At 40.4% G+C, this 23,624-nt stretch carries 28 protein-coding genes and 1 pseudogene; 11 read left to right on the forward strand and 18 right to left on the reverse strand.

Annotation, left to right across the window (positions count from 1 at the left end; all coding sequences use genetic code 11):
* Window positions 1-35: 35 nt before the first annotated feature.
* The 10 genes from HMPREF1481_RS08265 to nrdR all read right to left on the reverse strand — a co-directional run bounded on the left by HMPREF1481_RS08265 (window position 36) and on the right by nrdR (window position 11,112).
* Complete coding sequence (locus HMPREF1481_RS08265) at window positions 36-1,067, reverse strand: 3-deoxy-7-phosphoheptulonate synthase (RefSeq protein WP_016466221.1); 1,032 nt, start codon at window positions 1,065-1,067, stop codon at window positions 36-38.
* A 1-nt stretch (window position 1,068) separates the two neighbouring features.
* Complete coding sequence (locus HMPREF1481_RS08270) at window positions 1,069-2,100, reverse strand: 3-deoxy-7-phosphoheptulonate synthase (protein ID WP_016466222.1); 1,032 nt, start codon at window positions 2,098-2,100, stop codon at window positions 1,069-1,071.
* Window positions 2,101-2,180: 80 nt separating this feature from the next.
* On the reverse strand, window positions 2,181-4,694 hold the full coding sequence (gene secA / locus HMPREF1481_RS08275) for a preprotein translocase subunit SecA (protein ID WP_016466223.1): 2,514 nt from the start codon (window positions 4,692-4,694) through the stop codon (window positions 2,181-2,183).
* Window positions 4,695-4,873: 179 nt separating this feature from the next.
* Complete coding sequence (locus tag HMPREF1481_RS08280) at window positions 4,874-5,467, reverse strand: LemA family protein (protein ID WP_016466224.1); 594 nt, start codon at window positions 5,465-5,467, stop codon at window positions 4,874-4,876.
* A gap of 39 nt (window positions 5,468-5,506) precedes the next feature.
* On the reverse strand, window positions 5,507-6,346 hold the full coding sequence (locus tag HMPREF1481_RS08285) for a TPM domain-containing protein (RefSeq protein ID WP_016466225.1): 840 nt from the start codon (window positions 6,344-6,346) through the stop codon (window positions 5,507-5,509).
* Window positions 6,347-6,537: 191 nt separating this feature from the next.
* Window positions 6,538-7,848, reverse strand: coding sequence for a ribosome biogenesis GTPase Der (der, locus tag HMPREF1481_RS08290; protein ID WP_016466226.1), 1,311 nt, complete (start codon window positions 7,846-7,848; stop codon window positions 6,538-6,540).
* Between the two features lie 13 nt (window positions 7,849-7,861).
* Window positions 7,862-8,575 (reverse strand): nitroreductase family protein, encoded by a 714-nt coding sequence (locus tag HMPREF1481_RS08295; RefSeq protein ID WP_016466227.1) that lies wholly within the window; start codon window positions 8,573-8,575, stop codon window positions 7,862-7,864.
* Window positions 8,572-9,468, reverse strand: a complete 897-nt coding sequence (dnaI, locus tag HMPREF1481_RS08300; RefSeq protein WP_016466228.1) for a primosomal protein DnaI — start codon at window positions 9,466-9,468, stop codon at window positions 8,572-8,574. The genes HMPREF1481_RS08295 and dnaI overlap by 4 nt, the downstream gene beginning before the upstream one ends.
* Window positions 9,469-10,638, reverse strand: coding sequence for a DnaD domain protein (locus HMPREF1481_RS08305; protein ID WP_016466229.1), 1,170 nt, complete (start codon window positions 10,636-10,638; stop codon window positions 9,469-9,471). It abuts the gene before it with no gap.
* Window positions 10,639-11,112: a transcriptional regulator NrdR gene (nrdR, locus tag HMPREF1481_RS08310; RefSeq protein ID WP_004250782.1), complete on the reverse strand. Its 474-nt coding sequence runs from the start codon at window positions 11,110-11,112 to the stop codon at window positions 10,639-10,641.
* Window positions 11,113-11,252: 140 nt separating this feature from the next.
* On the opposite strand from nrdR, the gene HMPREF1481_RS08315 reads away from it, so the two are divergent.
* The 3 genes from HMPREF1481_RS08315 to HMPREF1481_RS08325 are packed head-to-tail and all read left to right on the forward strand — an operon-like array spanning window position 11,253 to window position 13,064.
* Window positions 11,253-11,618, forward strand: coding sequence for a GntR family transcriptional regulator (locus tag HMPREF1481_RS08315; protein WP_016466230.1), 366 nt, complete (start codon window positions 11,253-11,255; stop codon window positions 11,616-11,618).
* 3 nt (window positions 11,619-11,621) lie between these two features.
* On the forward strand, window positions 11,622-12,317 hold the full coding sequence (locus tag HMPREF1481_RS08320) for an ABC transporter ATP-binding protein (protein WP_006150834.1): 696 nt from the start codon (window positions 11,622-11,624) through the stop codon (window positions 12,315-12,317).
* Between the two features lie 15 nt (window positions 12,318-12,332).
* On the forward strand, window positions 12,333-13,064 hold the full coding sequence (locus HMPREF1481_RS08325) for a hypothetical protein (protein ID WP_016466231.1): 732 nt from the start codon (window positions 12,333-12,335) through the stop codon (window positions 13,062-13,064).
* 79 nt (window positions 13,065-13,143) lie between these two features.
* Here the strand turns inward: HMPREF1481_RS08325 and HMPREF1481_RS08330 are convergent, their stop codons facing one another.
* Window positions 13,144-13,839 (reverse strand): LrgB family protein, encoded by a 696-nt coding sequence (locus tag HMPREF1481_RS08330; RefSeq protein ID WP_016466232.1) that lies wholly within the window; start codon window positions 13,837-13,839, stop codon window positions 13,144-13,146.
* Window positions 13,836-14,210: a CidA/LrgA family protein gene (locus HMPREF1481_RS08335; RefSeq protein WP_016466233.1), complete on the reverse strand. Its 375-nt coding sequence runs from the start codon at window positions 14,208-14,210 to the stop codon at window positions 13,836-13,838. Before HMPREF1481_RS08335 ends, HMPREF1481_RS08330 begins: the two co-directional genes overlap by 4 nt.
* Before the next feature lie 180 nt (window positions 14,211-14,390).
* Between HMPREF1481_RS08335 and HMPREF1481_RS08340 the strand changes: the two genes are divergently transcribed.
* From HMPREF1481_RS08340 to queF, 7 genes are all read left to right on the forward strand, one after another.
* Window positions 14,391-14,771: a MarR family winged helix-turn-helix transcriptional regulator gene (locus HMPREF1481_RS08340; RefSeq protein ID WP_016466234.1), complete on the forward strand. Its 381-nt coding sequence runs from the start codon at window positions 14,391-14,393 to the stop codon at window positions 14,769-14,771.
* Between the two features lie 97 nt (window positions 14,772-14,868).
* A complete protein-coding gene (locus tag HMPREF1481_RS08345) occupies window positions 14,869-15,090 on the forward strand; it encodes a DUF4649 family protein (protein ID WP_016466235.1) in 222 nt (73 codons plus the stop codon).
* A gap of 14 nt (window positions 15,091-15,104) precedes the next feature.
* Entirely contained in the window at window positions 15,105-15,419 is a 315-nt protein-coding gene (gene trxA, locus HMPREF1481_RS08350; RefSeq protein ID WP_001029584.1) for a thioredoxin, read from the forward strand.
* Window positions 15,420-15,621: 202 nt separating this feature from the next.
* Window positions 15,622-16,275, forward strand: coding sequence for a 7-cyano-7-deazaguanine synthase QueC (gene queC, locus HMPREF1481_RS08355; RefSeq protein WP_016466236.1), 654 nt, complete (start codon window positions 15,622-15,624; stop codon window positions 16,273-16,275).
* Window positions 16,275-16,718 carry a 6-carboxytetrahydropterin synthase QueD gene (gene queD / locus HMPREF1481_RS08360; RefSeq protein WP_000464566.1) on the forward strand — a complete coding sequence of 148 codons (444 nt, stop codon included), beginning with the start codon at window positions 16,275-16,277 and terminating at the stop codon, window positions 16,716-16,718. Before queC ends, queD begins: the two co-directional genes overlap by 1 nt.
* Window positions 16,711-17,427 (forward strand): 7-carboxy-7-deazaguanine synthase QueE, encoded by a 717-nt coding sequence (queE, locus tag HMPREF1481_RS08365; RefSeq protein ID WP_016466237.1) that lies wholly within the window; start codon window positions 16,711-16,713, stop codon window positions 17,425-17,427. The genes queD and queE overlap by 8 nt, the downstream gene beginning before the upstream one ends.
* Before the next feature lie 18 nt (window positions 17,428-17,445).
* Window positions 17,446-17,937: a preQ(1) synthase gene (gene queF, locus HMPREF1481_RS08370; RefSeq protein ID WP_000082589.1), complete on the forward strand. Its 492-nt coding sequence runs from the start codon at window positions 17,446-17,448 to the stop codon at window positions 17,935-17,937.
* Between the two features lie 171 nt (window positions 17,938-18,108).
* On the opposite strand, the gene HMPREF1481_RS08375 is transcribed toward queF, so the two are convergent.
* Window positions 18,109-18,777, reverse strand: coding sequence for an MIP/aquaporin family protein (locus HMPREF1481_RS08375; RefSeq protein WP_016466238.1), 669 nt, complete (start codon window positions 18,775-18,777; stop codon window positions 18,109-18,111).
* A gap of 327 nt (window positions 18,778-19,104) precedes the next feature.
* Between HMPREF1481_RS08375 and HMPREF1481_RS08380 the strand changes: the two genes are divergently transcribed.
* Complete coding sequence (locus HMPREF1481_RS08380; RefSeq protein ID WP_016466239.1) at window positions 19,105-19,869, forward strand: (S)-acetoin forming diacetyl reductase; 765 nt, start codon at window positions 19,105-19,107, stop codon at window positions 19,867-19,869.
* A 142-nt stretch (window positions 19,870-20,011) separates the two neighbouring features.
* On the opposite strand, the gene HMPREF1481_RS08385 is transcribed toward HMPREF1481_RS08380, so the two are convergent.
* From HMPREF1481_RS08385 to HMPREF1481_RS08405, 5 genes and pseudogenes are all read right to left on the reverse strand, one after another.
* On the reverse strand, window positions 20,012-20,326 hold the full coding sequence (locus HMPREF1481_RS08385; protein WP_016466240.1) for a hypothetical protein: 315 nt from the start codon (window positions 20,324-20,326) through the stop codon (window positions 20,012-20,014).
* The gene (locus HMPREF1481_RS08390; protein ID WP_016466241.1) at window positions 20,320-20,736 is read right to left on the reverse strand and encodes a hypothetical protein; all 417 of its coding nucleotides are present in this window, start codon (window positions 20,734-20,736) and stop codon (window positions 20,320-20,322) included. The genes HMPREF1481_RS08385 and HMPREF1481_RS08390 overlap by 7 nt, the downstream gene beginning before the upstream one ends.
* Complete coding sequence (locus tag HMPREF1481_RS08395; RefSeq protein WP_016466242.1) at window positions 20,724-22,013, reverse strand: Mbeg1-like protein; 1,290 nt, start codon at window positions 22,011-22,013, stop codon at window positions 20,724-20,726. The genes HMPREF1481_RS08390 and HMPREF1481_RS08395 overlap by 13 nt, the downstream gene beginning before the upstream one ends.
* An 11-nt stretch (window positions 22,014-22,024) precedes the next feature.
* Window positions 22,025-22,859: pseudogene (locus HMPREF1481_RS11010) on the reverse strand (hypothetical protein).
* 172 nt (window positions 22,860-23,031) lie between these two features.
* The coding region (locus HMPREF1481_RS08405) for a hypothetical protein (RefSeq protein WP_016466245.1) at window positions 23,032-23,624 on the reverse strand (593 nt) is incomplete at its 5' end.

The following is a 23,624-nucleotide window of genomic DNA, read 5'->3' on the forward strand; positions in this document are numbered from 1 at the left end:
AGGAGTTGAGATACCCCCAACTCCATCCTTTTCACTTATTTTGTTAAGGTAGTATAGATTTCTTCTACTAGAGCTACTGTGTTTTCCCAGCCCAAACATGGGTCTGTAATGGAACGTCCAAAGATTTCTGGCTGGTTTTGACGACCATCTGCTAAGTAGGACTCAATCATGAAGCCTCGAACTGTTTTTTTGATTTTTTCATTCCAGTCACGATTGAGCAAAGATTGGCGAACAATTCGAACTTGCTCCATATATTGTTTCCCTGAATTATCATGGTTGGTATCAATCATGATAAAAGGATTTTCAAGACCCATAGACTCGTAACGTCCAATAGCATCTAAGAGAGTTTCATAGTAGAAGTTTGGTTCATTTTTCCCATATTCATTTACAGCTCCACGTAAGATAACGTGAGCCAAGGGATTCCCTGAAGTTTCAACTTCTTGGCCATGGAAGAGAAAGGTTTGTTTGTTTTGTGCTGCATAAATAGCATTAAACATAACAGACAGATTTCCAGAGGTTGGATTTTTCATTCCCACTGGTGCATCAATCCCTGAAGCTACAAAACGGTGTTCCTGATCTTCTACCGAACGTGCACCCACGGCATGGTAGCTAACCAAGTCATCAACCAAGACTAGATTGGATGGATAAAGCATTTCATCCGCTGTAGTCAATCCAGTTTCTGTAATCACTCGATAATGAAGTTGACGAACAGCCTGCAAACCATTAATCAAACTTGGGGCTTTAGAAGTATCTGGCTGATGAACCAAACCCTTGTACCCATCTCCATTAGTACGTGGCTTGGCTGTGTAAACACGCATGACCATGAAAATCTTATCCGCCACTTTTTTCTGCAAGTCTGCCAAACGACGAGCATACTCAAGAACTGCTTCTTCATTGTCAGACGAACAAGGCCCAATGACCAACAAGATACGGTCATCCTTTCCTGAAAGGATATCAGCTAGTTCCTGGTCACGAATTTCCTTATGTTGCAAGACTTCTGCAGATAGTTGTGTTTCCGCCTTGATTGCTTCAATATCGATTTCTTGACCCTTCTCGATAAATGCCATATTATTCTCCTAGTCTTTGGTAGATTTCGCGAACAAGAGCTTCAGTATTTTCCCATCCAAGACATGGGTCAGTAATAGATTTTCCAAAGACCTCTGGTTCATTTTGACGACCGTCTTCTAGATAAGACTCAATCATGAAGCCACGAACATGTTTTTTAATCTTTTCATTCCAGTCGCGATTAATCAAAGTTTGACGTACAATACGAATCTGATCCATGTACTGCTTGCCAGAGTTGTCATGGTTGGTATCAATGATGATAAATGGATTTTCAAGTCCCATTTTTTCATACTGGGCAATAGTATCCATCAAATTATCATAGTAATAGTTCGGAATGTTTTTCCCGTATTCATTGAGGGCACCACGGAGAATAGCATGCGATAGAGGGTTCCCTGTAGTTTCGACTTCTTTCCCTAGGAAAAGGAAACTCTGCTTGTTTTGAGCTGCATAAATACCGTTGAACATCACATTGAGATTTCCTGATGTTGGATTTTTAAATCCTGTTGGAAAATCTGCTCCACTGGCTACAAAACGGTGTTGTTGATCTTCAACCGAACGAGCTCCAACTGCCATGTAAGAAATCAAGTCATCTACCAAAGGAAGGTTTTCTGGGTACAACATTTCATCTGCTGTTGTCATTCCTGTTTCAGAAATAACACGATAATGCAAATGACGAACTGCTTTGATACCATTGATGAGGCTAGGTGCTTCTTTGGCATTTGGCTGGTGAATCAATCCCTTATAGCCATCACCGTTGGTACGTGGTTTAGCAGTGTAGACACGCATCACCATAAAGACGCGGTCTTTGACTTCTTCTTGCAGTTTTGACAAACGCTTAGCATATTCGAGAACTGCTTCTTCATTGTCAGATGAACAAGGACCAATTACCAACAAAATACGCTGATCTTCACCACGAATAATCGCTTCAAGCTCTTGATCGCGTTGCTGTTTATTGTCCAGTGCTTGTCCTTCTAATTTAGACAAACTACGGACTTCTTCAATATTAATTTTAGGGCTTTTCGCTGTAAATACCATTATTCATCTCCTTATAAAGCAAACGGACGCCAAGCGAAAATTCACTTTTCACTAGGCATCCGCCTGAAAATTAGTCAATATTAACGTCGTTTACCGTGACAGTTTTTAAATTTCTTACCAGAACCACATGGACACAAGTCATTGCGTTTTACTTGACTTAGGTCCAAATCAGCTGGAAGACTTGTTTGTTGCGCAGCGATATTGCGAGTTGCTGTTGTACTGATATGGTGTTCTGTTTGTGGTCGTTCTTGTTCATGAATCTGTGCTTTCATCATCAAGCGAGTCACATCAAATTCAATCGAACCAATCATATCGTTAAACATGCGGAAGCCTTCTGCTTGATATTCCACAACAGGGTTGTTTTGGGCATACCCACGAAGACCAACAGCGTTTCTCAACTGATCAAGAGCATCGATATGGTCTGTCCATTTGTTGTCAACTACACGTAGAATCAATACTTTTTGGAATTCTTTCACAGCTTCTTCGTCACGAAGCTTCGCAACTTGGCTATCGTAGACTTTCAACGCACGTTGATAAAGCTCATCTTTGATAGCTTGGTCTGATAAACCTTCTAGGTCTGAAAGTGAAATCGAATCTTCTGGAAGCAAGTTGTACTTCGCAAAGTTCAAGATTGCTTCGAGTTTTTCATCCTGTTTAGAACGAGCATGGCCATCTACAATTCGTCCAATCGTACGTCGAATCATCGCATGAATCTCAGGAGCCAGGTCACGATCTGCAGTGATGACATCATAACGTTGCGCGTAGATAATCTCACGTTGTTCACGCATTACATCGTCATATTGAAGGACTTGTTTACGAGTATCGTAGTTATTTCCTTCAACACGTTTTTGTGCCGCTTCGACCTGACGTGTCAACATACGAGATTCAATGGCTTCATCAGACATATTGAGACGCTCAAAAACACCCTTCAAGCGTTCTGAACCGAAACGTTTCATCAAATCATCTTCGAGTGACAAGTAGAATTGTGATTCACCTGGGTCACCTTGACGACCTGAACGACCACGAAGCTGGTTGTCGATACGACGACTCTCGTGACGTTCTGTACCGATGACACAAAGTCCACCAAGCTCACGAACACCTTCACCAAGCTTAATATCGGTACCACGACCGGCCATGTTTGTTGCGATTGTAACTGCACCACGTTGGCCAGCATTCATGATGATTTGTGCTTCTCTGTAGTGGTTTTTAGCATTCAACACTTCGTGTGGTACGCCTGCTTCAACCAATTTCTTAGAAAGAAAATCACTGGTTTCAACGGCAACAGTACCTACCAAGACTGGTTGACCTTTTTGGTAACGAGCCTTAACATCTTCTACTACAGCCTTAAATTTTGCATCGAGGCTTGCGTATAGAAGGTCTGAATGGTCGATACGTTGGATTGGACGGTTGGTTGGAATTGGAATAACACGGATGTTGTAGATTTCGCGGAATTCTTCTTCTTCTGTTTTACCAGTACCAGTCATACCTGCCAATTTTTTATACATACGGAAAAGGTTTTGGTAGGTAATAGAAGCTGAAGTCTTCGTTTCATCTTGGATTGGCACACCTTCTTTAGCTTCAATCGCTTGGTGCAAACCATCAGAGTAACGACGCCCTTCCATGGTACGTCCAGTAAATTGGTCGACAATCAAGATTTCTTGTTCTTCGCTCACCACATAGTCGATATCAAGAATCATAATGTAGTTGGCGCGAAGGGCATTGTCGATAAAGTGAGTCAATGCTACGTTTTCAATATCATAGAGATTTTCGAGCTTGAAGTATTCTTCAGCCTTATCAATACCTGAGTCAGACAAACCAATTGTCTTAGACTGAATATCGATAATGTAATCATCCTTATCCAAAGACTTCACAAAGTGGTCTGCCATATGATAGAGTTGGCTTGTTTCAACAGCATTAGCTCCTGAAACGATCAATGGTGTACGAGCTTCGTCAATCAAGATAGAGTCAACCTCATCGACCAAGGCATAGTTGAGTGGACGTTGAACCATGTTCTCTGCACGTACAACCATGTTATCACGAAGGTAGTCAAAACCAATCTCTGAGTTTGTTGAATAAGTAATATCACAGAGGTAGGCTTCTTTTTTCTCCATTGGAGATTTTGCAGCCAAGTTAATCCCTACTGACAAACCAAGCCATGAGTACAACTCACCCATCTCAGTCGCGTCACGTTCTGTAAGGTATTCGTTGACGGTAACTACGTGCACACCTTCACCTGAAAGGGCATTTAGGTAAACCGGCATTGTCGCTGTCAAGGTCTTCCCTTCACCTGTACGCATCTCAGGAACGTCACCATGGTGAAGAACGATTCCACCCATAACCTGAACCTTGTATGGGAAGAGCCCAAGAACACGTTTCGCTCCCTCACGTACGACCGCAAACGCTTCGTATAAAAGTTGATCAAGAGTTTCGCCATTTTGATAGCGTTGTTTGAATTCTTCTGTTTTTGCTTGTAACTGCTCGTCTGTCAATGCAGCCATTTCATCTTCGTATTGGAGGACTTTATCAGCCATCTTTTCTAAGCGGCGGAGTTCCCCTTTATCATTTTCGATGATAGTTTTTAGTAAATTTGCCATTTGTTTCCTTACTTTAAATTCTGAATATTTTAGAATGTTATTTTTATTGTAGCATATTTGCCAAGTTTTTTCAAGAAAGAATCCGTGTTTATGCATGCTAAAAGAGGCCCATTTTGAGCCTCTTTTTCATGATAAATCAAACTATTTAAGTCCTCGATTTTCTTTTGAAAATATCAAATCTATTCTTTGGTTGTAGAATTACTAAAATCGACCTTTGGAACCGTCTTAGCTTCTTCAGTTTCTTTGAAGGTTTCTGCTTCTTTAAAATTCATCATGTTAGCAAAGAGAACTGTTGGAAAGCTTCTTAATTTTTGATTGTATTCCGTTGCAGCTTGGTTATAATCCTTACGGGCTACAAAAATACGGTTTTCACTTCCAGCCAACTCCGTCATAAGTTGTTCTACATTTTGATTGCTCTTCAATTCCGGATAGTTTTCTGTTAGCGAAATCAAACGTGAAATAGCTGAACTCAACTCTCCTTGAGCTTCTTGGTTTTCTTTAGAGGTGACTGATCCAGTTCCAATTTTTGCTCGCGCTTCTGCGATTTGGGTAAAGACCTCTGTTTCATGGTTCATTTGTCCTTTTACAGACTCTACCAGATTTCCAATCAAATCCGAACGACGTTGAAGGGCTGTCGCTACATCTGCCTGTGCTTGTTCAACCTTGGTTTGCTCTGATACAAGACCATTATAGGTACCTACTACTGAGCATCCTCCTAGCAAGAGAATAGCCAGTAAAATGCTTAATACATAAATAATTCCTTTATTTTTCATTTCTTAAACCTACTTATTTCTTTAAATTACATACGAACATTACCAATCATCAGATGAACCACCACCATCAAAGCCACCGCCGTCCCAGCTACTAGAAGAATCTGAGCCTGAGTCGGACCAAGATGAACCCGAATCGGATGAGTCACTAAACCACCAGCCGCCGTCAGAGGAGTCTCCTCCTCCTCCACCTCTACCTCTGATAATGGCAATAATGACTCCAATGAAATATATTACCGTCAGGAACATAAAGAAATCTTTTATGGGGTCATTCTTTTGTCGGCGACTTGATGAATCGCTTCTTTCTCGATTAGATTTTTTTCCACTGATGCTTTCAGAATAACGTTTGATTTCAGAGGATTCATCAGACGAGAAGGTTCCCGTTCCTTTATAAAACTGATTGTCCAAGCCTTTGGCAATCGCTAAGATACCCTTACTATATTCTCCATTTTTAAAATCCGTACGGCTAGCTGCCAAGATCTGTTTGGTTTGATAGTCCGTTATTCTAATGGCTGTGTTATTACTGGTTTCAATTCTTGATTTACGGTCTTGAACAGCTACTACAATGAGACTTCCAAAATTATCTCCTGAATAGCCAATCTTCCAAGCCCTGGCAGTTTCATTAGCCACCGTTTCAATGCTTTCTCCTTCCAGACTATCTACGATATAGACACCTATTTGGAGCTTTTCTGCCTTTTGACTATTGGCTTCATTCAAATCACGAATCTGAGTAACTACTTCCTCTGTCAAATAATGATTTGGGTCATAGATACCATAGTCTGGTTTTTCAGGTGCCGTAAATCCTGATAGGAAGAAAAATGCCATCAGCAATCCAAGTAGACGCACCAAGAAAGGATTCTTTAACAATCTATCTTTTTTCATAATAACCTCCTTATGCAAGGAAAATTGTTTAGAGCATTATAGCATTTTGAATCTTACAAAGAAAGTACGTTTCCATTACAAAACTGTGACAAGGGCTAGGAAAATGATGTTAATTTGATGACAAATTAGATCTACGCTCTTGGTATCCTCTACAAAAAAGAAGGTCTGTTAACCTTCTTCTTTTTATCATTTTATTTCCGTTTTCTTGCGATCAGATGGATTGGCGTTCCTTCAAAGACGAAGGCCTTGCGAATTTGATTTTCCAAGAAACGCAAGTAAGAGAAGTGCATAAGTTCTTCTTCATTGACAAAAATCACAAAGGTCGGTGGTTTGGTTGACACTTGTGTCGCGTAAAAGATCTTGAGGCGTTTCCCTTTGTCTGTCGGTGTTGGGTTGATGGCGATAGCATCCATAATGACATCATTCAAGACTGCTGATGGGATACGGGTATTTTGACTCTCGCTGATTTGTTTAATCATCTCTGGAAGTTTGTGGAGACGTTGCTTGGTCAAAGCCGAAACAAAGATAATCGGTGCGTAAGGTAGATATTGGAACTGTTCACGAATATCCTCTTCCCAGTTTTTCATGGTATGGTTATCTTTTTCAAGAGTATCCCACTTATTGACTACGATAATCATCCCTTTACCAGCTTCGTGGGCAAATCCAGCGATACGCTTATCATACTCACGGATGCCTTCTTCGGCATTGAGGACCATCAAGACTACATCTGAACGGTCAATAGCACGCATGGCACGCATGACAGAGTATTTCTCTGTGTTCTCATAGACTTTACCAGACTTACGCATACCAGCCGTATCAATCATGGTAAACTCTTGGCCATCCGCATCTTTAAAATGGGTATCAATAGCATCACGAGTTGTACCAGCAACAGGACTGGCAATCACGCGGTCTTCTCCCAAAATGGCATTGATCAAGCTAGACTTCCCGACATTCGGGCGACCAATCAAGCTGAATTTAATGACATCTGGATTTTCATCTTCGACTTCATGTGGAAGATTTTCGACGATGGCATCTAATACATCCCCTGTACCAATCCCGTGCACAGATGAAATTGGCAATGGTTCTCCCAATCCAAGAGCATAGAAATCATAGATATCATTTCTCATTTCCGGATTGTCAACCTTGTTGACTGCAAGGATGACCGGTTTATGAGTTTTATAGAGTTTGCGAGCTACGTATTCGTCTGCATCTGTGATTCCTTCTTTTCCAGAAACGACAAAGACGATGACGTCTGCCTCTTCCATGGCAATTTCTGCCTGGTGCTTGATTTGTTCCATAAATGGAGCATCGACATCATCAATCCCGCCAGTATCAATCATACTAAAAGAACGATTGAGCCATTCACCAGTAGCATAGATACGGTCCCGTGTTACTCCTTCGACATCTTCTACGATTGAGATGCGTTCCCCTGCAATACGGTTAAACAGAGTTGATTTCCCAACATTGGGACGTCCTACGATGGCAACAGTTGGTAAGGCCATGTTTTCTCACTTTCTACATTAAGTTCTTTTGTTCAAGATTTTCTCTAGTTGAGCTTGGTTCAGGCTGACCAAATTGCTCTGCAAGACGTTGACTCCAAGTGGTCGTCGCACGAGCTCCTGCATATTCGGTCTGCACACGGTCATAGGCTTTAATAACCTCAGTTGTTTGTTCTTGGTATTCTTCCTCAAAAACAACATTCTCTAGTGGCAATCTTGGTTTTACATCATGTTTTTGGTTGGGCACACCCAGTGCAATCCCAAAAACTGGGTAGGTATAGTCAGGAAGCTTGAACAATTCTGCTAACTCAGCAGATTTGTAACGCACCAAACCGATAATTACTACTCCATAGCCAAGGCTTTCTGCCGCAAGCAAAGTATTCTGTCCAGCCAAGGCTGCATCTACTGAAGTGATTAGGAGACCTTCCACTCCTTGAGGTTGGAAAGTATCGGTATGGAGACGAGCCCCTTTTTCTGCACGGTTTAAATCTCCTACAAAGAGGAGGAAGGCGGCAGACTGACGAATCGCTTCCTGAGGAACCAGCTCAAAAAGAGCATCTTTCTTTTCTTGACTTCTGACTAGAATCACAGAATAAGATTGGAAATTTTTCCAAGAAGAAGCCATTTGGGCAGCTGTTAAAATCTCATTCAAGTCCTCTTGTGGAACCTCTTCTTCCTTAAATCTGCGCACTGATGAGTGGCTTTGCATTAATTTAATCGTTTCTGTCATCGACGATTTTCTCCTTCTAATCTTGTTTCCTCTGCTAAATAACGAATACGCTCCATGACACGTCTGGCTTCCCAAGTTTCATCGTTTCCGTTCTTGCCTTTTGCAAAATGTTTTTCCAAATCTTCAAAATTGAAGTTGGAAGTAAAAAAGGTTGGTAAATCTTCTTGCATACGATACTGAAGAATGACTTGCAAGACTTCATCACGGACCCAAGGTGTTGACTGTTCCGCACCAATGTCATCCAAAATCAAGACTTCCGCTTGCTTGATTTCATCCACCAAATTCTTGACATTTCCATCACCGATAGCATTTTTGACATCAATGACAAAGCTCGGATAATGGAGAAGAGTTGATGAAACGCCACGTTTTTCTGACAAATCATGGGCTAGGGCAGCCACCATAAAGCTCTTTCCTACCCCAAAATCTCCATAGAGATAGAGACCTTTACGGTTTTCTGGATATTGTTCAACAAAAGTTAAGAGCTTTTCAAAAACTGGCAAGCGTCCTAAATCATCCAAATCAACTTGAGCTAGGCTAGCTTTTTTAAGACTAGCTGGAAGATTAATCAGTCTGAGACGGTTTTTGATAGCCGCTTCCTTCTCAGCCGCGATCAGTTCCGGGGTTTCCTCATAGGATACATCCGCGTAACCATGATTCATGACTAAAATTGGCTTATAACCTCGAGCAATATAGTCGGTATCTCCTCGAAGGAACTTATCACGCTCGGTGATGTATTGGTTAAACTTAGAGATACTACGATTCAATTCCTCTTGACTGAGAGATTCCTTCTGGATAAAAGCCGCAACATCTGGATCTTTTACAATCTGCTGGACCAAGTCCTGGTATTGAAAACGGCTGGGATGACCCTTAAGCACATCTCCTACACTTTCCATCTAGTCTCCTCCTTTTCCTAATCGAGCTAACATTTCTTTTTTCTTGCGTTCTAATTCCAAGCGAGTTTCTTCGCTGGTTTCATTTTTATATTCTGGATTACTCCATTTAGGAACATTGGTTTTTGCCTGGCTTGTCTTCGCTGTTTTTGATTCTTGCCCCTTTTGATTTTTTTCTCTAATTCGAAGCACAGCCTCTTCAGCAGTTCTGACTTTGTTATAAGAGTAATCATTGGCCACTTTCATGGCATATTTTTCATTGAGATTGGCCGAATCAACCTTGTTGAAGGTCAAAAGTATAACGACATTGATAACTTCATCAAGCAAGCCTAGGTCTGCCATCTGTTTTAGCAAATCGCGTTCAGCTTGGATAATTCCTGCATTTCGGGTTTGTTTGATTCCCGCTAAAAATTCTAGGGCCGTTTTACTTTTAGCTTCTCGGATAATGGTCGCTTCCTTAGGACTAAAATCCGATGAAACAGACTCTTGCGCTAATTTTTCACGCATACGCTTGATAGAAATGACTTGAGAAACTGCTGTTCCTTTTGCTAGCTGATAGGTCTCAAACCAGGTCCATTTTTTCTCATCAGCGATTTTAAATAACTCTAAAACATCTGACTGTTCATCTTGGAAACGGAGATTATCTCTCGCCATGAGCTGACGAAAATGCTCCAAATCAAAATCATTTTTAAAATCAGCTTTTACTGGTGTCTCATCATGACTAGCCAATTCTTCTATCTCTGGAAAGGCCTGACTCAAATGAACCGTCAAAGCTTCTCCGTCTGCAACCTCTTGACGTAAATCAGAAACTGCTGTATCGCCAATCCTTTTCTCCAACAAAGTACGATACACTGTATGATGCAAGAAGTCAGATTGAGAAAGTGTTGGATGAATAGCAAGTTCATAGCCGTCACCCTTTTGATAGAGGGTAACCAAATTGAAGGCTGTTAAGATTTTAAAAGCCTTTAAGAGTCTGTCCATCCCAAAATTGAGGTGGTTGAGGATTGATGCAAAAAGGTGTTCTTTTTGTCCATCATCCCAAAAAGCTAAGGTATAAAGGTAAAGACTCAGCGCATCCTGACCGATAATCGGGAGGTAGCACTGCACCAAAGTTGTGGGATCTTGCGACACCCGATTATTCTTTAGAAAAGAAAAACGATCATTAGGCTTCATTTATTTTTCCTTTTTCTTCTTTGAAGATTGCGTAATTTGTTTGAGAAGATTTTCGAGCTCGCTCACATCTTTAAAGCTACGATAAACACTAGCAAAACGAACGTAGGTGATTTCGTCTAGTTCAGCCAACTCTTCCATAACAAGAGAACCAATATCTTCACTTTGAATTTCATTATCATTGCGACTGAGGAGTTTTTGCTCGATACGATTGACCACCATACCAATCTCATCACTAGACACCGGACGTTTTTGAGCTGAACGGATAATCCCATTAAAGATTTTATCTCTGGAGAACTGCTCCCGTGTGCCATCCTTTTTGACCACAACTAGCGTTCTTTCTTCTACACGTTCATAGGTCGTAAAACGATGTTGGCATTCTTCACACTCACGTCTTCTTCTAATCGTATTTCCTTCTTCAGCCTGACGGCTATCGATAACACTTGATTTAGTAGCGCCACATTTTGGACAACGCATGCCTTCCCCTCCTTGTCGTTTTCTTTTCATTATACCATTTTTTGAGCAATTCCCAAAATAATTCTCCTTTTGGCTTGACAAGTTTTTTGTTTAGTTGTACTATTTAATTAACACAAGAGAAAAATAGAAAGGAGACCGTGATGTCCTGGACATTTGATAACAACAAACCCATTTATTTGCAGATTATGGATAAAATCCAACTGCAAATTATTTCCCACAAACTTGAGCCTAGTCAACAACTACCAACTGTTAGAGAATTGGCAAGTGAAGCTGGTGTCAATCCAAACACCATCCAACGCGCCCTATCAGACCTGGAAAGAGAAGGCTTTGTATACAGCAAGCGGACTGCTGGCCGCTTTGTCACAGAGGACTTGGACTTGATCTTCCAATCCCGCAAACAACTATCCGAAGAACAACTGCAACAGTTTGTCACAGCCATGGTAGAATTTGGCTATGAAAAAGAAGAACTACCTACTGTTTTGAGAGATTATATTGAAGGAGTTTAGACTATGACCTTATTAGAATTTGAAAATGTTTCAAAATCCTATGGACCAAATCCTGCCCTAAAAAATGTTTCCTTTGAAATCCCAGCTGGTAAGATTGTTGGTCTCCTTGGCCCAAATGGTTCTGGAAAGACAACCTTGATTAAGTTGATTAATGGCTTGCTCCAACCGGATGAAGGACGTATTCTTATCAACAACACCGAGCCTAGTCCCGAAACAAAAGCCATTGTGTCTTATCTACCTGACACGACCTATCTTAACGAGCAAATGAAAGTCAAAGAAGCTCTCACCTTCTTTAAAACCTTCTACAAGGATTTCAATCTTGATCGTGCTCAACACTTACTTCGTGACCTGGGTATCGACGAAAACAGTCGCCTTAAAAAGCTCTCCAAAGGGAACAAAGAAAAGGTCCAATTGATTCTTGTCATGAGTCGTGATGCTCGCTTATATGTCCTTGACGAGCCCATCGGAGGAGTTGACCCTGCAGCTCGTGACTATATCTTGAACACCATCATCAACAGCTACTCTCCAACTTCGACTGTCTTGATTTCAACACACTTGATTTCAGACATCGAGCCAATTTTGGATGAGATTATTTTCCTCAAGGATGGAAAAATCGTCCGTCAAGGAAATGTGGATGATATTCGCTACGAATCTGGAGAGTCTATCGATCAGCTCTTCCGTCACGAATTCAAAGCTTAGGTAAAGGAGATTCTTATGTTTTGGAATTTAGTTCGTTATGAATTTAAAAATGTCAACAAATGGTTTTTTGCCCTCTATGCAGCTGTACTATCCCTATCTGTCATCATAGGAATTCATGGTAGTGCCTTATCAAACACCTATTACCAAGACAAGGGTGTTGTCATGTTATTCTTTCTAGCTCTGGTTTTTGGGGGCCTCGTTATTACTCTGAGTATTTCAACCTTAATTTTGATCATTCAACGATTTAAGGGGAGCGTTTACGACCGTCGTGGCTATCTGACTCTCACCCTTCCAGTATCTGAACACCAGATTCTCTCTGCTAAAATCCTTGGAGCCTTTGTCTGGTCTTTGACAAGTACAGTGGTCTTTCTTTTGAGTCTTTACATCATCATTGCCATGATTAGCCCAGATGTTTTCATATCGTCCTTATTCAAAGATGTTTTCGACTACTATCTAGGCAATTTATGGTTAACCCTGACAACCTATATCTTAAATACCCTTGCCAGCATCCTTTGTATCTACTTGTCTATTTCTATCGGTCAACTATTTGATGAATACCGTACAGCTCTAGCTGTTGTAGCCTATATTGTCATTCAAACTCTCATTGGATTTAGCGATCTTTTCTTAAATATTAGTGTAAATTACACCTCTTTGCTCACTTATGAAATCGTTAAAGATATCATTTTGATTGTTGTCTACTATATCGGTACCTACTACATCTTGAAGAATAAAGTCAACCTTCAATAATCAATAACCCCTAGCAGATAAAGTTTTGCTAGGGGATTTTTATTGTTAAACAGATAAAAGGCCAAGAGATACTTGACCTTTAACTTAATATTAAACCAGCTACGATGGGACTGATAAAGACATAAAGCAAACCTGTGACACCGATTGCCAAGCCGGCCATGGCACCAGCCACTGATCCATAACGGAAGGCTGTCCCAGTTCCAACGGCGTGACCTGTTCCTCCTAGAGCCAAACCGGCAGCTACTGGGTCATCTATTTTCAGCCATTTCAAAAGTGTCGGTCCGATAACGCTAGTCAAAATACCAGTCGCTACTACTACGACCAAGGTAATTGTTGTGATCCCTTGTAGCTTTTCCGTGATTCCAACCGCCATCGCAGTCGTTACTGACTTTGGAAAAAGTGAAATCGCCAAGAAGAAATCCATGCCGAAAAATTTGGCGACTAGTGCTGTAAAAGTGGTATTCACAATGACTGCTAGAAGACTGCCTAGCAGAATACTTCTAACATGGTGCTTCATGAGGTGAAAACTCTTATAGAGTGGAATACCGAGTGCTACTGTTGAGGGTACAATCAGGTTATTCAGATAAACCCCACCTTGATAATAGGCAGCGTAAGAAATACCAGTCAATTTCAGAAACGCTATGATAAACAAGGTCGCTAGTAGCAAAGGAGTTGTCAGAGGATGAGGGTAGCGTCTAAAGATAATCATGCCTCCGAGATAGGCTAGGATAGACAGAGCTATCCCAAAAAGTGGATTGGATACAAATTCGCTCATTTGGCACCTCTTTCTTCGTAATCACCTTCATAACGCTTTTTGATAAACTGAACGACCAACGCAATCAAAATGATATTGATGACTGCCGCAAAAAAGACAATCAAGATAATTGGTAATAAATAAGGAGCAATCACATCAAATTTCTCCATAATCCCAACTGCAGGAGGCAGAAAGAGGATGGTCATGTTGGCGAGAAGAAAATTCCCAACCATGTTGACATGTCGTACCCGCAGCCACTTGAACTGCAAGGCCAGAAATAAAATAATCAAACCGATAATGCTTCCAGGGATAGGCAAATGGAAAAGAACAGAAATTCCCTCACCAATCAGCGAAATCACAAAGAGAATCATTAACTGAACATATAACTTCATCGTTTACTCCACAAATAGACTTTCTGCATACCAGTTTACTCCTTTTTCAGAAAATTTCAAGGAAATACACAAGAAACATCCTTCTTGCTATCTCATGGAAAAAGTTGTATACTAATTGCGTGCGCAAGCATCTCAGATAGGCAAATCTGTTTATAACTACCATATAGAAAGGAGATTGATATGACTTACTTAGAAAAATGGTTTGACTTCAACCGCCGACAAGTAGAGCTAGAAGCTCTTTTAGAGCAAACGATTGCTGAGCAGAGTGACCAAAGCCTAACGCTTAAAGAATTCTATCTCTTGCACTTTTTAAATCAGTCTCAAGAAAAATCTTTGAGACAGATTGACCTGCCTGACAAACTCCATCTGAGTCCAAGTGCTGTATCACGAATGGTGGCACGCCTAGAAGCCAAAAACTGTGCTTTACTTAGTCGGAGATGTTGTGACCAGGATAAGCGAGCTAGTTTTATCTGCCTCACTAAGGAGGGTCAGACAACTCTTGCCTATCTACAAAAGGCTGTAGAAGAAAGACTGGAAACTAGTCTTGATTTCATTTCTTAATCAGATTTTCAAAAAAAGTTGCGTGCGCAATCAATTTTCTTGACATTCCTTTTTCTGAGGAGTAAAATGAAAACATAATTTAGCAAAGGAGAATCCTATGATTGAAATCACTTATCTAGATGCCAGCAAGCAAGAGAGAACCATGACCTTCGAGTCATACGAAGAATTTGAGCGTTCTCAGCAAGCCTGTTTGATTGGTGTCGCAGACTACTACCCAGTTCAAAAGTTAACCTATAAGGGACATACTTTGGACTACCATGGGACTTATGGAGATGTCTTCTTCTATCTCATGAAACAAGATTTAAGCCAATATAATTAAAAAGGAGAAATACTATGGCAAAAGCAATTACAGATGCAACATTTGAACAAGAAACTAAAGACGGATTGGTCTTGGTAGACTTCTGGGCAACTTGGTGTGGTCCATGTCGTATGCAAGGTCCAATCTTGGACAAATTGTCTGAAGAACTTTCAGAAGATGTCTTGAAAATCGTTAAAATGGATGTTGACGAAAATCCAAACACAGCTCGTTCATTCGGCATCATGTCTATCCCTACTCTTCTCTTCAAGAAAGATGGACAAGTTGTTAAACAAGTGGCAGGTGTCCACACAGCTGAACAAATCAAAGCCATCGTTGCTGAATTAAGCTAATCAAAAAAGAGACCAAATGCATTCATTTGGTCTCTTTTTTCTTGCCCTTTGCCATTTTTCAAAAAATATGCTAGACTGTAACTAGAATATTACGATGTTTGGGACATGCCATCGCTAAAAAAAACCTCTACTTGGTATTTTTTAGCTCCCTCTAGGGAGCTTTTTGCGTGCTCTGAACATTTCCCATTTTGGAAGGAGTACTATGAAACGTCAATCAGCCTTGGTCGTCTTTAGTGGCGGTCAAGATTCAACAACCTGCCTTTTCTGGGCCAAGCAACACTATAAAAGGGTCGAAGCCGTTACCTTTGCCTACGGTCAACGCCACCATTTAGAAATTCAAGTGGCCAAAGAAATCGCTGAGGAACAAGGAATTCGTCATCATATCCTAGATATGTCTCTGCTAGGACAAATTACTGAAAATGCCTTGACTTCAGATTTAGAAATTGAGCAAAAAGAAGGAGAGGTTCCTAATACCTTCGTTGACGGTCGCAATCATCTCTTTCTGTCCTTTGCGGCAGTTCTTGCCAAGCAGCGTGGAATTACGGATATCGTGACAGGAGTGTGCGAAACAGACTTCTCAGGTTATCCTGACTGTCGGGATGTCTTTGTCAAATCACTCAATGTCACGCTCAACCTTGCTATGGATTACGACTTTGTGATCCAAACGCCTCTCATGTGGCTAGACAAGGCTGAAACTTGGGAATTAGCTGACCAACTTGGTGCCTTTGACTACGTTCGTGAGAAGACTTTGACCTGCTACAATGGGATTATCGGTACTGGTTGTGGAGATTGTCCTGCCTGCCATCTACGCCAACATGGTTTAGAGGTTTATCTCTCTCAGAAAGGAGAGGCCTGATGTTTTTTGCCCCCAAAGAAATCAAACAAGAAACTGGGGAATCTCTTGTCTACAATCCTCACAGAACCTTAGTCTCAAAAGAATTTACCTTCGATGCTGCCCACCACCTCTTTCACTATGAAGGAAAATGCAAATCCCTACACGGTCACACCTATCATCTGCAAATCGCTGTCAGTGGATTTTTAGATGATAGAGGTATGACCTACGATTTCGGAGACATCAAAGCTATCTACAAGGACTACTTAGAGCCCCACTTGGATCATCGCTATCTCAATGAAACCCTGCCCTACATGAATACGACTGCTGAAAATATGGTTTACTGGATTTTCCAAACCATGAGCCAAGAGTTGCCAGACGAGCGCGGTCTCCGTTTGGAATATGTTCGCCTCTATGAAACTCCGACTGCCTTTGCGGAGTTTAGACGGGAGTGGTTAGATGACTAAGGAACGTGTCCTCAAACTACCAGTTCTGGAAATTTTCGGCCCAACCTTTCAAGGCGAAGGTCGTGCTATTGGCCAGAAAACCATGTTTGTCCGCACTGCTGGTTGCGACTACCACTGCGACTGGTGCGATTCCGCCTTTACTTGGGACGGTTCTGAAAAACCAATTCGCATGACAGCTGACGAAGTAATCGCTGAGTTAGACAAACTAGGAAGCTACGACTATGTCACCCTATCTGGGGGAAATCCTGCTATCCTAGCAGCCAACATGGCCGAATTGGTCACCAAGCTCAAGGAACGTGGTATCACTCTTGCTGTTGAGACCCAGGGATCCCGCTGGCAAAATTGGTTAAAAGATATCGACCAAGTCACTCTGAGTCCTAAGCCTCCTTCCTCCAAGATGGAAGTCAACTTTGAGACCTTGGACTTTATCGTTTCCCAACTAGACCCAGACAAAGTAACCTTTAAAATCCCTGTCTTTGATGATGCCGATCTAGCCTTTGCCAAGGGTATTCAAGAACGCTACCAACCAGATGTCCTCTTCTTATCGGCGGGAAATCCTGAGCCCAAGGCTACAGGCAATATTGTCCAAGACCAACTGGACCGCCTCAAAGAACTCTGGGAACGTGTCGCTACCGACGATAGCTGGGGCAATGTCCGCGTCCTTCCTCAACTCCATACCCTCCTCTACGACAACCAACGTGGTGTTTAAGATTAGAAAGAAAAAATCATGTCACAACAAGAAGAAATGAAAAACCTCAGCCTCCTCGGCAACAAAGAAACCAACTACATTTTCGAATATCAACCCGAAGTCCTCGAATCCTTTGACAATCGTCATGTGGAAAATGACTATTTCATCAAGTTCAACTGCCCTGAATTTACCTCACTTTGTCCCATCACTGCTCAGCCAGACTTTGCAACTATTTATATTTCCTACATTCCTGACAAGCTCTGTGTCGAGTCAAAATCCCTCAAACTCTACCTCTTTAGCTACCGAAACCATGGAGATTTTCATGAAAACTGTATCAACACCATCGGGAAAGACTTGGTCAACTTGCTAGACCCTCGCTATTTAGAAGTCTGGGGAAAATTTACACCTCGCGGTGGCATTTCAATCGACCCCTACTACAACTACGGTAGACCTGGAACCAAGTATGAAGGCTTGGCAGAACAACGCCTCTTCCAACATGACCTCTATCCAGAAAAAATTGACAACCGCTAAACTCATACTCAATGAAAATCAAAGAGCATACTAGGAAGCTAGCCGCAGGTTGCTCAAAGCACTGCTTTAAGGTTGTAGATAGAGCTGACGTGGTTTGAAGAGATTTTCGAAGAGTATCATACGAAAAAGCCCTGTTCCTCAAGATGAGGAGCAAGGCTTTTTAAGTTTCAATTATTCTTCAGTTCCAAGGAAACTTTTAGCAACAAGAGCTGCAAGAACTCCACCAACGATTGGTGCAAGGATAAAAATCCAAACTTGTTGAAGAGCTGCGCCACCTACCAATACAGCAGGAGCCAAGCTACGAGCTGGGTTTACTGAAAGTCCAGTGACGTTCAAACCAGCTAGAATCAAAGCTGTCAATGACAAACCGATCACCAATCCAGCGATTGCGCCATTACCTTTGCTTGCTGAAGTCACAGTCATGATCACCAAAACAAACAAGAATGTTGCGATTGTTTCAAACAAGAAACCACCAAAGACAGTGACACCATTTGCCAAGGCATTTTCACCAAGACTTGCAGTTGACATACCTGAATTTGCCAAGAGGAAGAATACAGCTCCAGATGCAAGGAAAGCACCAACTACTTGACCAAGAATGTAGTTTACAAGCTCTGAAGATGACAAACGTTTGTTTACAAACATAGCGATAGAAACAGCTGGGTTCAAGTGAGCACCTGAAACAGTTCCGATTGAGAAGGCTGCGACTACGATTGCCAAACCAAAGGCAAGAGCAATCCCAAGGTGCCCAAGTCCTTCAACACCATTTCCAAAAACAACAGCTCCTGTTCCGATGAACACAAGCATAAATGTACCGATTAATTCAGCAACAAATTTTTTCATAATTAGTCTCCTTTATTTCAAACTATGTATTAGTCTATCAAATGAAGGAAAGGGTTTCAAGAAATGTGCTTGGAAAATATTGTGCGCATTTTACTTTTAAACCAACGTTTTATTTCTCTGACTCTATAAAGGAGACCCTTCGATACTTTATTCTTGAAAAATATTAATTTCTCTTAAAACCAGTCTTTGTTTGACACAAATTTCACAAAGTTGTATAATGAAAAGTGATAGGGCTTCTTTCGGAAACTTATCACTACTCACTTATAAACCTTTTGCTGTTCTTTTTGAACGTTTGAACGGTATCATGGATACCAAAGGAGGAATCATATGTCTAAAGTAGCTATTGTTACAGGTGCAGGTCAAGGAATCGGTTTTGCAATCGCAAAACGCTTGGTCCAAGATGGTTTTAAGGTTGGGGTATTAGACTATAATGCTGAAACAGCTGAAAAAGCAGTTGCTGAATTGTCATCAGAGAATGCTTTAGCTGTTGTAGCAGATGTGTCTAAACAAGCAGAGGTTGCTGCAGCTTTCCAAAAAGTTGTAGACCATTTCGGAGACTTGAACGTTGTGGTAAACAACGCTGGTGTCGCTCCTACTACACCTCTGGATACAATTACAGAGGAACAATTCGCCCGCACATTTGCTATTAACGTCGGTGGTGTGATTTGGGGAGCACAAGCTGCTCAGGCTCAGTTCAAAGCACTAGGTCACGGTGGTAAAATTATCAATGCTACTTCCCAAGCAGGTGTTGTCGGAAATCCAAACTTGGCTGTATATGGCGGTACAAAATTCGCTGTTCGCGGTATTACTCAAACATTAGCACGTGATTTAGCTGACTCAGGCATCACTGTTAACGCTTATGCTCCAGGTATCGTTAAAACACCAATGATGTATGATATCGCTCACGAAGTTGGGAAAAATGCAGGAAAAGACGACGAATGGGGTATGCAAACATTCGCAAAAGATATTACATTGAAACGCCTATCTGAGCCAGAAGATGTCGCTGCAGCGGTTAGCTTCCTTGCTGGACCAGATTCAAACTACATTACAGGTCAAACCATTATCGTCGATGGTGGTATGCAATTCCATTAAGATAAAAAAAGAGGTTGGAAAATAATCCAACCTCTTTTATCATCTCTATGATTCCAATTTCCAGAGTCATTTTTTTGTTAGTGAAAATAATCTTTCTTCAAGACTAGGAATAATTGGAAAGGAACATGGCATGATTAAAACACTATTTTTTCTTCTTCGGATTTAAATCTTCAAAAGATGTACTATTTTTACTAATAGTCTCGCTAATTGCTTTTTGTCCTAAACCATTAATTGAGCTATCCATTTGTGCTGCTAAAGTCGTTACAGCTGTCTTATTTGTCATAGCAAGAATCCCTATCTCCTCATCGTACTTATCTACAATATCCTTTCTACCTGATATTATCGGAGGAGCGCAAAATGCTTTGATAGCTGCTCTTTCCAATGTTTTTTTGATTTCTCGTATGGCTGATTCTGACATGGGGCCAATCAAAGCATCTATGACTAAATCCACTAGCATTTTTTCTGCTCCCTTCCTAACTCGTATAGATTTCTTCTTCGACTATAACTCTCTTCTAACTCTTTTTCTAAGCGAGAGCGCTCTTTTCGGTACTGAGTCTGCAATTCTTCATCTTTTGCCTCTATTTTAGCATATTGACGTAAATACTCACTCCTGGTCTCAACTGCATAAGATTCTAAGAGTATCAGAAATTGGTGGCGCTCTCTCTCATCTCCAGAATTCTTTTTACCAAAATCATAAGCAATGTTTTCAAACTCCTCATATAATCTGGTCAACTGAGAATGATTATCATCCAAATTTTCATAGGATTCTTCTAGTTTCTTCTTAGCAGTTCTATAGTCATCCTCCAAGGACAAAAGACCATCTTCTTGCTTTTTTATTTTAATTTGAATTTCTTCTAGTTTGTCCATTGATTAATATCCCTTGCCAAGCTTTCATCTCCTTCAACTGCTTGTTCAACACCCTTCTGAATATTCGTTTCCAAATCCGTAAAGGCTTTTACAATCTCAGCTGATTTACTTACTTTTTTATCAAAATGTCTCTGAGTCTCCCCCACAATACTATCATGCGTTACCCCAGCTTCTGCATAGACATCCTCTATCTCATCATAAGTTAACTCTGTGACGAACCAAGGAACTTCCTTACTTTTATCGTAGAGTGTTTCAGCATCCGCAACTGCTTTTTTCGCCACTGCCTCAATCTCACTGTGTCCGTTGCTGACGCTCTCTGTCATTGCTGTCGCAACAGCTGTTGCTTGGACGCTATCCAAGAAAAACATCTCATGGATACTTATACTACCATCTGATAAAAATTGAGTATTCAACTGCTTTAAAAGTCCGTTTTTGACGCCTTGTAGTTTCTTCAGAGTTTCATAGTTCTTCTTTTCAAGTCCAGTCATCTTCTCTGGACTCTGATTTTCCAAAATATCCTTGATTTGGTTAATTTGATTTTTATCATCCGTAATATCCGGATCAAGGCTGTGTCCACCAGAATTTTTAAGCAGATAATCTTCTCCCAAATATACTCCTAAAAGAGGCATAGAAGTATTGTTAAGAAAATCATCTTGAGTACGGATTCGTACTACTTGACCTGTGAATGTCTTTTGTTTATTGATTATCTTCTCCCTTGCTGAATCCCAGGGAGTCAGATAATCTGAAATTCTTTCTTTTGGCCCGATAAGACTCTCTAAATAGAGAGGCGCTGAGTTATATACCACAGTACGCCGAGCGTTATACTCTAAGGCCACCCTCTGAGCAACATTGCCTCCTAAAGAATGTCCAGTTAGGGTAATATTATCCCCGTATCTCTGTCGAATCCTCTCATAAAATTTGAAAGCTTCATCATAATGATAACCTCTTGCCAACCCAATACTTATAATATCCGTCTTAAAATCTGTAGGAAAGTCGGTGCTAGGATTCGTACCAGTGTAGGCAATAATCACCTCTCCACTATTTTTATCTAAAAAGGCTGTCCCACTAGTCCCAGTTAATGCATCTCTGAAATCATCAAGATATTCTAGATTATCAGGTATAACCTTCCTTCTTTGTGCATCTTTCACTCGCTCTTGAGCAGAAATATCTGGAAATGCAAATTCAGGACGTTCAGCTCTCCCTTTTTCAAACTCATAAGTCAAATTTGCTGCATCTAGAGTAGCAATTCCACTGTTCACATATTTTTCATCTTTCATTTTATTTCCTTTTAATTTGATACCGTTTCTATAAATGTATAAACATTATCATAGTGAACAGTTATAGAATAATAGTAATAATCGTCTTTTCGATATGAGCTTCCAAAACCTAATGTTGCTTGTTCATTTTCATCTTTTTTAAAATACTGATTAATAGTTTGATTTCGAACTAAATAATCAATATCAAAAGCTCCATTGTTCCCATTATAACTTTTGGCTTTCATAGATAACGAAGACAGAAAAGAGTGATCAATTGTTAGCTTTTGAAATAAAAATCCATCAAAAGGCCACAGTTCTTTCGCCTTCTTCTCATCAGAAAAGATAAATTCCCCGTTAATATAATCTACTTTTATAGTTTCTTCGGGCTTTTCAGTAATATCTTCAGAAGCACGTGTCTTAGTTAGAACTCCAGAAATCGTTTGATTGCTACTATCCCCTTGTAAAGTGATTTCGATAAGATAGGTTCCACGTTTTATATACACTTGATTTACTTTAAATCCCTCCGGAAATTGCTTAAACAAGTCACTCCGGAAATTGCTTAAACAAATCAAAGAGATTTTCAGTTGGATAAACACGACTGACCTCAGAGACTTTATTCTCAATCCATTCTCGGCTGTTCTTATTTTCTCCGCACCCTGTCTCTTTAAAATAAACCTGCTCAATCTCAAACCCTTCCGGAAATTGCTTAAACAAGTCAAAGAGATTTTCAGTTGGATAGACACGACTGACCTCAGAGACTTTATTCTCAATCCATTCTCGGCTGTTCTTATTTTCTCCACATCCTGCCAATCCTATCATTATCAATCCTCCTAAAAGTACCATTGTGAGAAATATGCGTTTTTTCATAACCTTCTCCTTATTTATAACATTCAATTAAACAACTAATCATAGTTCCCTTATAGTATACCATAAAAGCAACATTTCCTTGCATCTTGTTCAAATTCGTAAGTTAGATTAGAAGCATCTAAAGTAGCGATCCCACTACTCACAATCCTTTTATCTACCATTTAATTTCCCCTTAATTCGATACCGTTTCTCTAAAATAATAGCCATCATTAAAATCAACAGTAATAGAATAGTAATAAAAATCATCTAATCTCAAAGAACTACCAAATCCTAGCACTGTTTCAGCTTGTTGCTGTTTATTAAAATATTGGTTAATCGTTGTGTTTTTAATAATATAATCTATATCAAAAGAACCATTGTTTCCGTTAAAATGTTTGTTTTTTAATGATAATTTGCTTAAAAATTCTTTATCTATATCAAGTTTTTGAAACAAGAAACCATCAAACTTCCATATTTTTTTAGCGGTTTCTTCATCAGAAAAAACAAATTTGTTGCCTACATATTGAACGCTTACTACCACTTCATCGCTCTTTGGTGTATCATCCTTCGCTGGAATTTTAGCAAGAGTACCCGTTATTGTACGCGATGTTGCATCTCCTTTCAGTTTAATTTCCGTAATGAAATCATCTGGTCCATCACTCTTCTCTTTAAAATAAACCTGCTCAATCTCAAATCCCTCCGGAAATTGCTTAAACAAATCAAAGAGATTTTCAGTTGGATAAACGCGACTGACCTCAGATACTTTATTCTCAATCCATTCTCGGC

It is taken from the genome of Streptococcus sp. HPH0090, assembly GCF_000411475.1.
GTDB lineage: Bacteria > Bacillota > Bacilli > Lactobacillales > Streptococcaceae > Streptococcus.